The following is a 14,292-nucleotide window of genomic DNA, read 5'->3' as shown; positions in this document are numbered from 1 at the left end:
TAAGAAAAAGCCTTGCGTTTCATAAGTTGAAATGCGAGGCTTTTTGATTTAGTTGTAAGAGCGCTATTGTATTCTGGTAGCTAACATTAAAAATGAAGTATTTAGGATGTTATTTGTCTTAATTCAGAGGGTAAGAGTCTAATTTTTAGCATTTTATCGTTTTTATAGGTTGTTGGTCTTAAATAGTTGCAGACGGTGTTTTTTTGGATTAAGTTTATATCACTATAGAATTAGTAGGTTAAGTTTATGGTAGATTTGGGGCAAAAAAGGTGGAAGTAATTCCATCTTTTTTATTGGAATAAAATGAAGTAAGAAAAAGCCTTGCGTTTCATAAGTTGAAATGCGAGGCTTTTTGATTTAGTTGTAAGAGCGCTATTGTATTCTGGCAGCTAACATTAAAAACGAAGTATTTAGTATGTTATTTGTCTTAATTTAGAGAGTAAGAGTCTAATTTTTAGCATTTTATCGTTTTTATATGTTGTTGGTCTTAAATAGTTGCAGACGGTGTTTTTTTGGATTAAGTTTATATCACCATAAAATTAGTAGGTTAAGTTTATGGTAGATTTGGGGCAAAAAAGGTGGAAGCAATTCCGCCTTTTTTATGTAATAAACCTATGAAAAGGTTAGAAAGGTGAATTGGGAAGTAAAAGAAATAAAAACAAATAAAAAAGACGGATGAACTTAGTAAGTTCATCCGTCTTCTTGTATACTATTTGATGGAGTATTTAGGAATTAACTTTAACTTCAATCCTTCCATCTCGTACTTCTAACCTTTTTTTACTATTTCTCAGATGCAAATCTTCGAGATACTTCTGTCCAGTTAATTACATTAAAGAAAGCTTCAATATAATCAGGTCTTCTATTTTGGTAATGTAAATAATATGCATGTTCCCAAACGTCCATTCCTAAGATTGGAGTTCCACCACATCCTATTCCAGGCATTAATGGATTGTCTTGATTTGGAGTTCCACAAACATCAAGTTTACCACCTTTATGAACACATAGCCAAGCCCAACCTGAACCAAATTGAGTAGCACCCGCTTTGCTGAATTTTGCTTTAAATTCTTCAAAAGATCCAAAAGCAGTTTCAATTGCAGTTAATAAATCTCCTGTTGGAAGTCCGCCTCCGTTTGGAGTCATTACATTCCAATAAAGATTGTGATTGTAAAAACCTCCACCGTTATTACGAACAGCAGTATTTTTCATGTCAAGGTTAATCAAAATGTTTTCGATTGTCTTGCCTTCCATATCTGTACCTGCAATTGCTGCATTAAGATTAGTAGTATAGGCGTTATGATGCTTCGTGTAATGAATCTCCATCGTACGTGCATCAATATGAGGTTCTAATGCGTCGTACGCATAAGGTAATTGAGGTAATTCAAAAGCCATGATATATTTGTTTAATGATTTATAAAAATTTTATTCAAATTTAAACATTTAACTTTGGAATTGGAAATTCTATTTAGCTATTATAACATTTATTTAATTGATAGTGTTCTTATTTCTTCTGATTATCGCCCTTTTAGCGAGATGAAATGTAATTTATTATAAAATATGAATGGTTTAAAATTTCATTTCGAGCTTTGTCTCGACCATTTTACGTCCTGATTTTCTAATTCTTTTTCTAAATTAAAATACCAATCAAAATAGGATATGTTATTTTCATGCTTTCGATTAAAATGCGAATATTAGGACTGTGCCATGGCCATACAAACAATACTAATTCTTGCTCCTGGAATTTTCAACAAAGCTCTGGAGCAGGCTTCTAAGGTTGCGCCTGTTGTGATTACGTCGTCAACAAGAAGATAGTGTTTGTTATGGTCTTTTTCATTAAAGGAAACATCAAAAACGGTTTCAATTCCCTCTGTTCTACCTAATAGATTTTTTTTCGATTGTGTTTTTGAATAAACGGTTCGAAACAATAGAGAGTCATTATAAGGTATTCTTAATTCATCTGAAAGAGCTAATCCAAAACTAGTTACCTGATTATAGCCTCTTTCTTTAAATTTCTTTTTATGCAAAGGAACCGGGATGATAATATCTGCTGTTTTTAGGGCCATATTCTCCTTTAGATCTTCTGCGTACCAGTTTCCTAAAATAGTTCCTATTTCTTCATGCCCTTTATATTTCAATTTATGGATAAGTTCTTGAACGATTCCTTTTTTATGAAAATAAAGAAAAGCAGAAGCATATTCTAAATGAATTCTGCCGTAAAATTTTTTGAAAGCTTCATTTTCTGGAATTAAATGATGATTTGTTAAAGGAATATGATGTCTGCACAACGTACATATTACTTTTTCATTTGTCAGTAAAAATGAGTTGCATCCACTGCATACGGGAGGAAAGAATAGATTTAAAAGATATTTAACCATTTAATTGCTAATTTATTTATAAAAATATGAAAATGAATGCTTCAAACTTCTGCTATTTTTCTTTTTTTTAGTTCACTTTTTATATTTTTGCAGTATGGCAAAACAAGAAGACATATTTAAGAATGTAATTTCGCATGCAAAAGAGTACGGATTTATTTTTCCGTCAAGCGAAATATACGATGGTTTAAGTGCGGTATATGATTATGCGCAAAACGGAGTAGAGTTAAAAAAGAACATCCGTGAGTACTGGTGGAAAGCAATGGTCCAGTTGAATGATAATATTGTAGGTCTTGATGCCTCGATATTAATGCATCCAACAACTTGGAAAGCTTCGGGCCACGTAGATGCCTTTAATGACCCATTAATTGATAATAAAGATTCGAAAAGAAGATATAGAGCCGATGTTTTAATTGAAGATTATGCTGAAAAGCTTAATATTAAAGCAATTAAAGAGGTTGAAAAGGCAAAAGTACGTTTTGGCGATGCTTTTGATGAAGCTGAATTTGTATCTACTAACACTAGAGTTGTTGAGTACAAGGCTAGGGAAAGAGAAATCCTAGAGCGTTTAGGGCGTTCTTTAGGAAATGAAGATTTAGAAGATGTAAAAGCATTAATTGAAGAGTTAGAAATAGCTTGTCCTGAAACGGGTTCTCGTAACTGGACAGAAGTAAGACAGTTTAACTTGATGTTTGGAACAAAATTAGGGGCATCCGCAGATACTGCAATGGATTTATATTTGCGTCCTGAAACTGCTCAAGGTATTTTTGTAAATTTTCTGAATGTTCAAAAATCGGGAAGAATGAAAGTTCCTTTTGGTATTGCTCAAACCGGTAAGGCTTTTAGAAATGAAATTGTTGCTAGACAGTTTATCTTCCGTATGCGTGAATTTGAACAAATGGAAATGCAATTTTTTGTTCGTCCTGGAGATGAAATGAGACATTATGAATTCTGGAAAGAAGCGCGATTGAAATGGCATTTATCTCTTGGTTTAGGGAAAGAAAATTATCGTTTTCATGACCATGAAAAACTAGCCCATTATGCTAATGCAGCGGCAGATATAGAATTTAATTTTCCTTTTGGATTTAAAGAATTAGAAGGAATTCACTCTCGTACTGATTTTGATTTAAAAGCACACGAAAAATTCTCAGGTAGAAAATTACAATATTTTGATGCAGAGTTGAATCAGAATTATGTGCCTTACGTAGTGGAAACATCTGTTGGATTAGACAGAATGTTCTTGGCTGTTTTTGCGACTTCATTAAAAGAAGAAACTTTAGAAGATGGTTCAACAAGAACAGTACTGAAATTACCGTCGGTATTAGCGCCTACGAAAGCAGTAGTATTACCATTAGTTAAAAAAGATGGTTTACCTGAAATAGCCCATAAAATTGTTGAAGATTTAAAATGGGATTTCAATGTGGGCTATGATGAGAAAGATGCGGTAGGTCGTCGCTATAGAAGACAAGATGCATTAGGAACTCCGTTTTGTATTACAGTAGATCATCAAACTATAGAGGATCAAACAGTAACGATTCGTCATCGTGATACGATGAAACAAGATCGAGTTAAAATATCCGAATTGAATTCGATAATTGAAAATGAAGTGTCGATGAAAAATTGGTTAATGAAAATGTAATCAGTTACTTTATAATGTATACAAAGGCTTTCCAAATTTGGAAAGCCTTTTGTTTTTTAGTAGTTAAATATGTATAGTGTTTAAAATGAGGTCATTTCGGGTCGCGACAATTGCGTACTTAATCGGATTTATATGCATTTCATCATAATCTATGAACATTTGTTAACAACATATTAACAACACACATGAATACTCAATGAATCATGTATTTTTATTTTGTTAAAAAATGAAAAATAATTGATTTTTTTACTTAAAGAGTTTCCCAAAACTACCATAGATTTTGCTATTATTTGAAGTGTAAGCTGGGTTATACCGCAAATAATACGCCTAACAATTTAGGAACAGCCATAAATGAACTATTCGTACATTATTATTGATGATGATCAAGAAAGTGTTTTGAAAACAAAGGCCATGGCTGATAGTTTTTCGGAGCTAGCCTTCGTCGCTTCGGCAAATAGTTATGAAGAAGGTTTGAACCTTATATTAGAACATACTCCCCAATTAATTTTTCTCGAGATTGATCCTTCAAATAAAAAGAGCAAGCTATCATTGTTGCTTATCAATGAACTGCACCGCTATTTGAAAATAATTCCTAAAATTATTGTTACCACTTCTAAGAAGGATTTAGCCTATGAAGCAATTCAATATAATGTTACAGATTATATTTTGAAGCCTTTGGCGCGCATCGATTTTGTAAAATCAATCTTAAAGTTGAATAAATTCAACGCTGATAGTGGCACTGTTATAGATCAATCATATGTTTTAGATGAGAGACCAACAGTTGTAGTGCAGCATGAGACTATTGCGACTGACAAACCTCTAATATTGTGTATAAAATCGTATGGTGATCATAGGTATATTGATGCCAGAGATATTTGTTATTTACAGGCCGACAACAATTCTACAGATATTCACCTAAATGGTGGCGAAATGATTACTGCGTTCAAAACATTAAAACACTTTGAAGCTATCTTATCGTATCCTTTTGTCCGGATTCATAATAGTTATATTGTTAATGCGCGTTATATTTCAAGGATTCATACGGGGAATGCCGTGTGTTTTATCAAAAACAATGCGACGAAAATTCCTTTTTCGAAGTCATATAAGGCTAACATCGACCTTATAATTTCTGAAATTTCCAACGGAAATTACTTAGAAATTTAAAAAAACAGCCATCTACCAAGATTTGGGTACCGTTCACTATCAAACGAGTACATCCTACCATTTACTCTTTTTCTTGTAGGAAATAGCGAAAGCTCTTGTGTACTTTTACATTGTAATGACAGAGAAATCAGGTCGTTATATAAATGTAAAAACAAACAAATAACATAAAAAATCCCCACAATTATGAAAAAATCTATCTTAACAATCGGACTGTTCTCTTTAGTAATGACTCTAACATCTTTTACTACGTCTGAAACTAATAGTATTATAGGACAAGGTTCAACTTCTGCAGGAAATATGAAATTAGACATTATAGGACAAGGTTCAACTTCTGCGGGAAATATGAAATTAGATATTATAGGACAAGGTTCAACTTCTGCAGGAAATATGAAATTAGATATTATAGGACAAGGTTCAACTTCTGCAGGAAATATGAAATTAGATATTATAGGGCAAGGTTCAACTTCTGCAGGAAATATGAAATTAGACTGATTTTAATCTAATTTTCACGAATAATTCTTAGGCTATCAATTAATTGATAGCCTTTTTTTATGACAATAGTTTTATTTTAGTATTTTTGATAAAAATCACAAACTACTATTGAAAAATAAATACTCTATATATCTTTTTGTACTATTGTTTGTTTTTTTTGGTTGTTCCCAAAAAAAAGCAGAAAAAACAGCTGTTAATTCTACAGCCGATAGTCTTTCTACTTATTTTTTATTGGCTAATAATTTAAATTTAACAAGAGAAGAAAGACAGATATATACTGAAAAATCTTTTGAAATAGTTATAAATCAGGAAGACGATTCTTTAAATCGTGTGAATTTATTCAAAGTAGCCAATCGATATTATAATTTAAGTGATTGGAAAGGCTTTAATAAAACAGTTCAACTTGTTTTAAAAAAATCAGATTTTGCTAAAGACACTTTACATTTAACAAAAGCGTACACCTATTTAGGCGATTATTATGATTCTCAAGCAATTTCAGATAGTGCTTTTATGTTTTATAATAAAGCAGCAAAGTTGTATGTAAAGACTACTGACAATATTGTTTTAAGCAAAATCTTAATTAACAAAGCAAATTTACAGTATAAAATCGGGGCTTTTTTAGGGGCTCAGAATACAGTTTTTAATGTCTTAAGAAAAATTAAAGGTGTAAAAAACGCGAATAATGTTTTGTATGATGCTTTTAATCTTTTAGGATTAATATACAACGAGCTTGGAGAGTATGACAATGCATTGATTTATTCTAATAAAGCATTGTTAATTAGTGATGATCAATCAATCCCTGAGGAATATCAATCAAAAGCTAGTTCGTTTAATAATATTGGTTTTTTATATTTAAACGCTAAAAAGTATTCATTGGCTAAAAGTTATTTTCAACAAGGATTAGATCAAAATAACTTACTTAAACATAAACCAACTTTATTTGCTGTTCTATCGGATAATCTGGCCTATGCCAAATTTAAATTAAATGAAACCGATGGTCTTCCTGAATTGTTTTACAGTTCATTGAAACTGAGTGAGAATTTAAAGCTGACTTCTGGTATATTTGTCAATAAAATTCATTTGTCGGAGTACTTTGCGTCAAAAAAGGATACTGTGAGTGCATTGAAATATTCAAATGAAGCTTTGTTGTTAGCTAAATCGAGCAATGTTTCTCGAGATGTTTTAGTAGCTTTAAAGCAATTATCAATTGTCGAGCCCGAAAAGGCAGCAGTTTATAATAGGGAATACATTCATATCAATGAGGAGTTACAAAACGCTGAGCGTAAAATGGGAGATAAATTCTCTCGTATCGAGTATGAAACGGATGTGATCAGAGGTGAGAATTCAGATTTAACAATTCAAAACAGAAATTTAGTATATACTTTTAGTTTTATTGCGATTTTAGGGTTGCTTACCTATATTATTAAGGACCAGAAAACAAGAAATAGGGTGCTTTTGTATAAGCAACAACAACAGAAAGCTAATGAGGATATTTATAATTTAATGATATCTCAGCAAAATACAATAGAAACGAATAGAGTTGAAGAGAAAAGAAGAGTCGCGCAGGAACTACATGATGGTGTTTTAGGGAGGATGTTTGGTGTCCGTATGAATTTAGATGGTCTAAATGGATTCCAAGATGAGATGGCGGTCAGCCAAAGAAGTGCTTACTTATCCGAGTTAAAGAATATAGAACAAGATATTCGTGAAATTTCACATGATTTAAATAGGGAAAAATCAGAATTAATTAATAACTTCGTTGCCATCGTCGACAATCTGTTTGAAGAACAAAGAAAAACATATCCGTCTAAACTGATTTCAAATATTGATAGCACTATAAAATGGGAGTTATTAGTTAACTCGGTAAAGATTAATTTGTACCGTATCATGCAAGAGTCGCTTCAAAATATTAATAAGTATGCCAATGCGAGTACTATTAAAATTGAATTGAAAAAGAAGGATAATAATTTATCGTTAATAATCAGCGATAACGGAATTGGATTTAATGCAACAGTGAAAAAGAAAGGTATAGGTATTCAAAATATGCTTTCTCGAACGAAAGAATGTCACGGAGAATTTCATATAAAATCAAAAAAAGGAGACGGTACAATTATTACCATTATAATTCCAATCGAACAAAAACAAATACCTACATAGAAATGACAATCGATTCAGCTGCCCCAACAACTGCAAAAAGTAACATACTAATTGTGGATGATCATCCGTTTATTATACAAGGATATAAGAATGCAATTACAAGATATAATCCAACGCATCATGAGTTTTTTATAACAGAAGCAAAGGATTGTGAATCAGCATATGATGTTATCACAAACCCAAAATCTCAAGCTTTTGATATTGCTTTTTTGGACATAAGTATGCCTCCTTATGAAGATAAGGGTATTTATTCAGGTGAAGATGTGGCCAAATTGATTTTGGAACATATGCCGAATTGCAAAATCATTTTACTTACAATGTTCACGGAGTTTTTAAAGATAAAAACAATCATAAAAAATATAAATCCGAATGGATTGGTTATAAAAAATGATTTAACATTTGATGAGCTACTATTTGCCTTTGATAAAGTGATAAAGAACGAAACATATTACAGCCAATCGGTTATTAAAATGTTAGAGTCACAAAATCATAGTATTGAAATTGATTTGTTTGATAAGCAGATTTTATTTCATTTGTCTAAAGGAACAAAAGCCAAAGAGATGCCTCAATACATACCAATATCTTTAAATGCAATCGAAGTTAGAAAGTTAAATCTTAAAGAATTGTTGAATGTAATTGATGGAAGTGACGTCGATCTAGTTCGTGAAGCAAGAAATATTGGATTGTTATTTTAACGATCTAACAAGTATAAAAAAAACGGCATTTATAAATTTATAAATGCCGTTTTTGGTTTTTTATTCAGTCATAGCGTCCCAGCCACGTGCTTTTAGAGGAATTTTAGTATCCGCTCTGGTGATTAAATGTATTCCTTCGCTTTCTTGGGTCATGTGGCCAATGATAGAGAAATTAGGGTTTCCTTTAATTTTTTCAAAATCTTCCATGGCAATGGTGAAAAGCAATTCATAATCTTCACCACCGTTTATGGCTACTGTAGTAGAATCAATATCAAATTCCTCACATACATTTATCAACTGCGGGTCAAGTGGTAGTTTATCTTCGTATAAATTACAGCCTACATTTGACTGCTTGCATAAATGCATGATTTCCGAGGATAATCCATCTGAAATGTCAATCATTGATGTTGGTTTTATTTCTAAGGCATGCAATAAGGTACGAACGTCTTTTCTAGCTTCCGGTTTTAGTTGGCGCTCAATCAAATAAGTATAAGCATCTAAATCAGGTTGTGAGTTTGGATTTACTTGAAAAACTTGCTTCTCACGCTCTAAAACTTGTAGTCCCATATAAGCTGCTCCAATGTCACCTGTAACTACTAATAAGTCGGTTTGTTTAGCGCCATTTCTATAGACAATCTCTTCTTCATCTGCTTCGCCAATTACGGTTATGCTGATGATTAATCCTTTTTGTGACGAAGTAGTATCTCCACCAATAACGTCAACTTTATATTCATTTGAAGCATGTGTGATTCCTGCAAATAATTCGTCTAATGCTTCTAGAGGGAAACGATTAGAAACTGCAATAGAAACTGTTATTTGCGTAGCCTTTGCATTCATTGCGCAAATATCAGAAATATTTGTAGTCACCGCTTTATAGCCTAAATGTTTTAAGGGCATGTAAGCCAAATCAAAATGGACTCCTTCAACTAATATATCTGTAGAAATAACGACTTTCTTGTCCTTAAAGTCCAGTACTGCTGCATCATCACCAATTCCTTTTAAAGTCGAAGGCTGGATGATTTCAAAGTTTTTTGTTAAGTGATCAATTAATGCAAATTCTCCTAATTGAGCAATACTTGTACGTTGTGGGGTTTTATCTTCAATCATCATGTTTATTTTAAAAGACAAAGGTACGAAGATAATTAGGTTGTAAATTTTGATCTTTATAAAGTTTTATAATTTATTATTGTAACGTTTTTAACAAGGTGATACTTATTATATAAACCATAAAAACCTTTTAGAATGAAGCTTAAAATAACTAATCTTAGTAAGACGTATAAAAACGGTGTAAAAGCCTTGGATAATTTGAATCTCGAAATAGGAACTGGGATGTTTGGGCTTTTGGGTCCTAACGGGGCTGGGAAATCATCTTTAATGCGTACAATATCTACATTACAAAAACCGGATTCTGGTACAATTGAATTTGAGGGTATTAATGTATTGGAAGATCAAATGGGTTTACGCAAGGTCTTAGGTTATTTGCCTCAAGAATTTGGAGTCTATCCTAATATGTCTGCCGAAAAATTGTTAGACTATTTTGCTCAGTTAAAAGGAATTGCTTCAAAAGTAGATAGAGTTGCAATTGTAAAGCAAGTTTTGGAAGTTACCAATTTATATGAAGTTCGAATGAAAGATGTAAATGGTTATTCAGGTGGGATGAAGCAACGCTTTGGAATTGCGCAATTGTTGTTAAATAATCCGAAACTAATTATTGTCGATGAACCAACGGCTGGTTTAGACCCTGCCGAAAGACATCGTTTTTTAAATGTATTACGTGAAATAGGAACAAATCACACTGTAATTTTTTCCACACACATTGTAGATGATGTAAAAGAACTTTGCAATGAAATGGCAATTTTAAATGGGGGAAAAATTTTAACTCAGGGAACGCCAAAAGCGGTTACAGATGCGCTAAGTGGTAAAATTTGGACCAAAATCATAGAACGGGAGACATTAGAAGAAAATGAAAATGAGTTCAATGTTATTTCTTCTAATTACAACGAGGATAATACTCTAAACATTAGAGTTCACAGTTCAAATAAACCAAATGAAAGTTTTGCTTCTTCTCTGCCTCAACTTGAAGATGTATATTTTGTTGCACTAAAAAATGATTCAATATGATGTTAGGAACTATATTTACTTTTGAGTTAAAAAGGTGGTTCAAAAATCCATCTTTCTACATATATATTGCTATTTTCTTTATTCTTTCGATGTTGATGATGGCGAGTAGTTTGGGTGTTTTTGACAATGTTACTGTCACAACATCCTCCAATGCTTTAGCTAATTCGCCAATAGCATTGAACGAAATTATCAACGTACTCTCTGTGTTTACTTATTTCCTGTTGCCTTCGATAATCGGGGCATCAGTATACAGGGATTTTAAGTATAACATGCATACGATTCTGTTTTCTTATCCATTTACAAAAACGGATTATTTATTAGGGAAGTTTTTGAGTTCGTTGACAGTAGTAATATTAATCGTTTTGGCTATCGGTTTGGGGGCTTTTTGTGCAAGTTTTCTACCATATGTAAATCAAGATTTGTTAGGGCCAGTTAATATTATGGCTTATTTGCAGATTTATTTTATTTTCGTAATTCCGAATTTATTTTTTTACGGTGTAATTGTCTTTGCAGTTGTAACTATCACCAGAAATATTTCCGTTGGGTTTATAACCGTGATTTTATTATTGTTTGTTCAAAGTATGGTTAGTAGTTTTACAAATGATGCTGACAATCGTTTTATTGCAGGACTTCTAAATCCTTTTGGTGGTGATGCATTGCGATACTATACTCAGTATTGGACCGTTTCAGAAAAAAACGTAAACTTACTTCCTTTTGAAGGAGTAGTCATATATAATAGAATGATTTGGCTGGGGGTTTCACTTCTGATTTTTGGTTTTTTGTATCGTTATTTTTCGTTTACCCAAAATGCCTTAACCATTGGAAGAAGTAAAAAAGAAGAGCGAATTACAAAAAATAATTTTGGAGGAATTACAAGAATCAATTTACCCCAGGTAAAGCTCAATTTTTCGACTAAACAAAATTTAAAAACCGCCTGGAATTTATCCAAAGTGGATTTTAAATTCATTGTGAAAAACTGGATTTTTATTAGCATTGTACTAGTTGGATTAATGTTTATTTTAATTGTATCATTGACTGCGGGTGAAATTTTTGGGACACAAACCTATCCTGTGACCTGGCAAATGCTATTGATCCCTGGAAGTACATTTAGTCTTTTTATAAATGTTTTGACTTTTCTTTTTGCTGGAATTTTAATTCATCGTGGTGTAGCTGCCAGAATGAACCATTTGATTGACGTAACTCCAATTCCGAACTGGGTTTTGTTATTTTCCAAATTTCTGGCATTATTTAAAATGCAAATGGTGCTTTTGGCGGTCATAATGATTGGCGGAATAGCAATTCAATGTTATAAGGGGTATTTTAATTTTGAAATCGGACACTATCTATTTGAACTGTATGCGGTGAAACTAGTAGACTTTGTGATTTGGGCTTTTTTGGCGCTTTTTATTCAAACATTGTTCAAAAATTACCTGCTTGGGTTTTTTGTGCTGCTTATTCTTGTCATAGGTTTGGTTTTTCTTCCGAAAATTGGAGTAGAACAAAGGATTTACCGATTCAATAGCGACACAGGGTTTCAATATTCTGACATGAATGGATATGGAAGCAATTTAGCATTGTATTATTTGTACAAAGGATATTGGTTGCTGCTGGGGCTTGTTCTTTTTGGGATAACACTTCTGTTCTGGACAAGAGGAATAGGACAGTCGGCAATGGCACGGTTTTCAGATGCTAAAGCAAGATGGAATAGAAATACCGCAATTTTAGTAGTTCTTCCATTAATTGGGTTTTTTGCTCTTGGTAGTATAATTTACTATCAGGATAACATTGTAAACGAATACAGGACAAACCAAGAGTCTGAAAATTTGGCGGTCGCTTGGGAAAAGAAGTATAAAAAGTATCAAAATTACGCACAGCCTAGAATCACCGATATTAAAGTTGCTATGGATTTATTTCCGGAAGAGAGAAATTTTACAGCTAAAGGAACTTATTTGTTGAAGAATAAAAGCAAAGAAAACATCGATTCTGTTTTTGTGAATTATAACGACTATGAAACGCAGATTACGTTTTCAAAACGGGTAGAGCTGGTATCTAAAGACACTGTTTTTAATTTCAACATCTATAAGTTGGTTAAAGCCATAGCTCCCGGAGATTCTATTGAGATGTCTTTTGAAGTAAAAAATAAAGCAAATAGTTTATTTAAGAATAATTCGCCAGTGATTTATAACGGAACCTTTATTAACAACAGTTCTTTTCCGTCTATTGGTTATAGTGAAAACGGAGAACTGAGTGACGATGATGTTAGAAAGAAACACGGCTTGAAGGCAAAAGAAAGAATGGCCAGTCCAATGGATTCAATTGCAAGGAAAAACAACTACATCAGCAGTGATGCTGACTGGGTTACTTTTGAAACTACTGTAAGTACTTCTGGTGACCAGACGGCAATTGCTCCAGGTTATTTGCAAAAGCAATGGAACAAGGACGGAAGGAATTATTTTCATTACAAAATGGACCAAAAAATGCTTAATTTCTATGCTTATAATTCGGCTAAATATGAAGTTAAACGTGATAAGTGGAAAAATGTAAATATTGAAATTTATTACCATAAAGGACATGAATACAATTTGGACAGAATGGTTTCTGGGATAAAAAAATCCTTTGACTATTATACTGCTAATTTTAGTCCATACCAGCACAAGCAAGTTCGAATTATGGAATATCCTAGGACGGTAGGAACTTTTGCGCAGTCTTATGCTAATACAATTCCTTTTTCTGAAGCCATAGGTTTTATAGCAGCTGTGAATGATGATGATAAAGTTGCGGTAGATTATCCATTTGCAGTAACATCTCACGAAGTAGCTCATCAATGGTGGGCACACCAGGTTATTGGGGCAAATGTTCAAGGTGCTACCATGTTATCCGAAAGTTTATCTGAATACAGTTCTTTAAAGGTTTTAGAACATAAATATGGTAAATCGCAAATGCGAAAATTCTTGAAAGTATCTCTAGACAATTATTTAAGGGGAAGAACGATGGAGAAGAAAAAGGAGAAACCATTGATGTATAATGAAAATCAACAATACATTCATTATGAAAAAGGTTCTCATGTGTTTTATGCTTTAAGTGATTTTATAGGAGAAGAAAAATTAAATGGAGTTTTGAAATCATACATTCAAAAAGTAGGTTGTCAAGAGGCTCCATATACCAATTCTGTGGAACTTGTCGAGCTTTTAAAACAAGCCACTCCAGATTCTTTAAAATATGTAATTAATGACATGTTTGAAACAATTACCTTATATGACAACAGAATTAAAAAAGCGACTTCGAAAAAATTAGCCAATGGAAAATACCAAGTAGATATTGAGTTTGAAGTTGTAAAATACCGAGCTGATGATCAAGGGAAGCGAATTTTTAAAGATGCAAAGGGAAAAACTTTATCTTACAAGAAAAAGGGCGATAGAATCGCAACAACATCCTTTCCTCTAAAGGATTATATTGAGATTGGTGTTTTTAACGAAGAGCAGGTTAAAGGTAAAAGTGCCGAAAAGGAATTGCATTTAAAGAAATATAAAATCGATAAAATTGATAATAAAATAACCATAGTTGTTAATGAAAAACCCTCGGAAGTAGGAGTTGATCCCTACAATAAATTAATTGATGCGAATTCAGATGATAACCGAAAGAAATTGTAATTTAT

10 protein-coding genes are annotated in these 14,292 nt (G+C 32.5%); 7 read left to right on the top strand and 3 right to left on the bottom strand.

The features are described 5' to 3' along the window. Positions 1-780: 780 nt before the first annotated feature. Complete coding sequence (locus QO182_RS16440; RefSeq protein ID WP_371562845.1) at positions 781-1,389, bottom strand: superoxide dismutase; 609 nt, start codon at positions 1,387-1,389, stop codon at positions 781-783. Positions 1,390-1,688: 299 nt separating this feature from the next. Continuing rightward, positions 1,689-2,372, bottom strand: coding sequence for a ComF family protein (locus QO182_RS16435; protein WP_371562844.1), 684 nt, complete (start codon positions 2,370-2,372; stop codon positions 1,689-1,691). A gap of 94 nt (positions 2,373-2,466) precedes the next feature. Here QO182_RS16435 and QO182_RS16430 point away from each other — a divergent pair, with 94 nt between their 5' ends. The 5 genes from QO182_RS16430 to QO182_RS16410 all read left to right on the top strand — a co-directional run bounded on the left by QO182_RS16430 (position 2,467) and on the right by QO182_RS16410 (position 8,516). Further along, entirely contained in the window at positions 2,467-4,008 is a 1,542-nt protein-coding gene (locus QO182_RS16430) for a glycine--tRNA ligase (protein WP_371562841.1), read from the top strand. A gap of 351 nt (positions 4,009-4,359) precedes the next feature. Then, on the top strand, positions 4,360-5,172 hold the full coding sequence (locus tag QO182_RS16425; RefSeq protein WP_371562838.1) for a LytR/AlgR family response regulator transcription factor: 813 nt from the start codon (positions 4,360-4,362) through the stop codon (positions 5,170-5,172). 183 nt (positions 5,173-5,355) lie between these two features. Beyond that, a complete protein-coding gene (locus QO182_RS16420) occupies positions 5,356-5,664 on the top strand; it encodes a 3-oxoacyl-ACP reductase (protein WP_371562836.1) in 309 nt (102 codons plus the stop codon). 108 nt (positions 5,665-5,772) lie between these two features. Beyond that, positions 5,773-7,821, top strand: a complete 2,049-nt coding sequence (locus QO182_RS16415) for a sensor histidine kinase (RefSeq protein WP_371562833.1) — start codon at positions 5,773-5,775, stop codon at positions 7,819-7,821. Positions 7,822-7,823: 2 nt separating this feature from the next. Continuing rightward, positions 7,824-8,516, top strand: coding sequence for a response regulator (locus QO182_RS16410; protein ID WP_371562830.1), 693 nt, complete (start codon positions 7,824-7,826; stop codon positions 8,514-8,516). Positions 8,517-8,576: 60 nt separating this feature from the next. Here the strand turns inward: QO182_RS16410 and thiL are convergent, their stop codons facing one another. Next, complete coding sequence (gene thiL, locus QO182_RS16405) at positions 8,577-9,623, bottom strand: thiamine-phosphate kinase (protein ID WP_371537807.1); 1,047 nt, start codon at positions 9,621-9,623, stop codon at positions 8,577-8,579. A gap of 135 nt (positions 9,624-9,758) precedes the next feature. Here thiL and QO182_RS16400 point away from each other — a divergent pair, with 135 nt between their 5' ends. Both QO182_RS16400 and QO182_RS16395 read left to right on the top strand, forming a co-directional pair. Continuing rightward, positions 9,759-10,637, top strand: coding sequence for an ABC transporter ATP-binding protein (locus QO182_RS16400; protein ID WP_371562828.1), 879 nt, complete (start codon positions 9,759-9,761; stop codon positions 10,635-10,637). Further along, positions 10,637-14,287: a M1 family aminopeptidase gene (locus QO182_RS16395; protein ID WP_371562850.1), complete on the top strand. Its 3,651-nt coding sequence runs from the start codon at positions 10,637-10,639 to the stop codon at positions 14,285-14,287. The genes QO182_RS16400 and QO182_RS16395 overlap by 1 nt, the downstream gene beginning before the upstream one ends. Positions 14,288-14,292 lie beyond the last annotated feature (5 nt).

The organism is Flavobacterium sp. Arc2 (genome assembly GCF_041431385.1).
Taxonomy (GTDB): domain Bacteria; phylum Bacteroidota; class Bacteroidia; order Flavobacteriales; family Flavobacteriaceae; genus Flavobacterium.
Note: the sequence above shows the minus strand (reverse complement) of the source record. Positions and strands in the feature narration are given on the sequence as shown.

Coding starts and splice junctions, on each gene's coding strand:
- thiL (WP_371537807.1), bottom strand. CDS start 9,623: ATGATTGAAGATAAAACCCCACAACGTACAAGTATTGCTCAATTAGGA.
- QO182_RS16400 (WP_371562828.1), top strand. CDS start 9,759: ATGAAGCTTAAAATAACTAATCTTAGTAAGACGTATAAAAACGGTGTA.
- QO182_RS16395 (WP_371562850.1), top strand. CDS start 10,637: ATGTTAGGAACTATATTTACTTTTGAGTTAAAAAGGTGGTTCAAAAAT.
- QO182_RS16430 (WP_371562841.1), top strand. CDS start 2,467: ATGGCAAAACAAGAAGACATATTTAAGAATGTAATTTCGCATGCAAAA.
- QO182_RS16425 (WP_371562838.1), top strand. CDS start 4,360: ATGAACTATTCGTACATTATTATTGATGATGATCAAGAAAGTGTTTTG.
- QO182_RS16440 (WP_371562845.1), bottom strand. CDS start 1,389: ATGGCTTTTGAATTACCTCAATTACCTTATGCGTACGACGCATTAGAA.
- QO182_RS16410 (WP_371562830.1), top strand. CDS start 7,824: ATGACAATCGATTCAGCTGCCCCAACAACTGCAAAAAGTAACATACTA.
- QO182_RS16420 (WP_371562836.1), top strand. CDS start 5,356: ATGAAAAAATCTATCTTAACAATCGGACTGTTCTCTTTAGTAATGACT.
- QO182_RS16435 (WP_371562844.1), bottom strand. CDS start 2,372: ATGGTTAAATATCTTTTAAATCTATTCTTTCCTCCCGTATGCAGTGGA.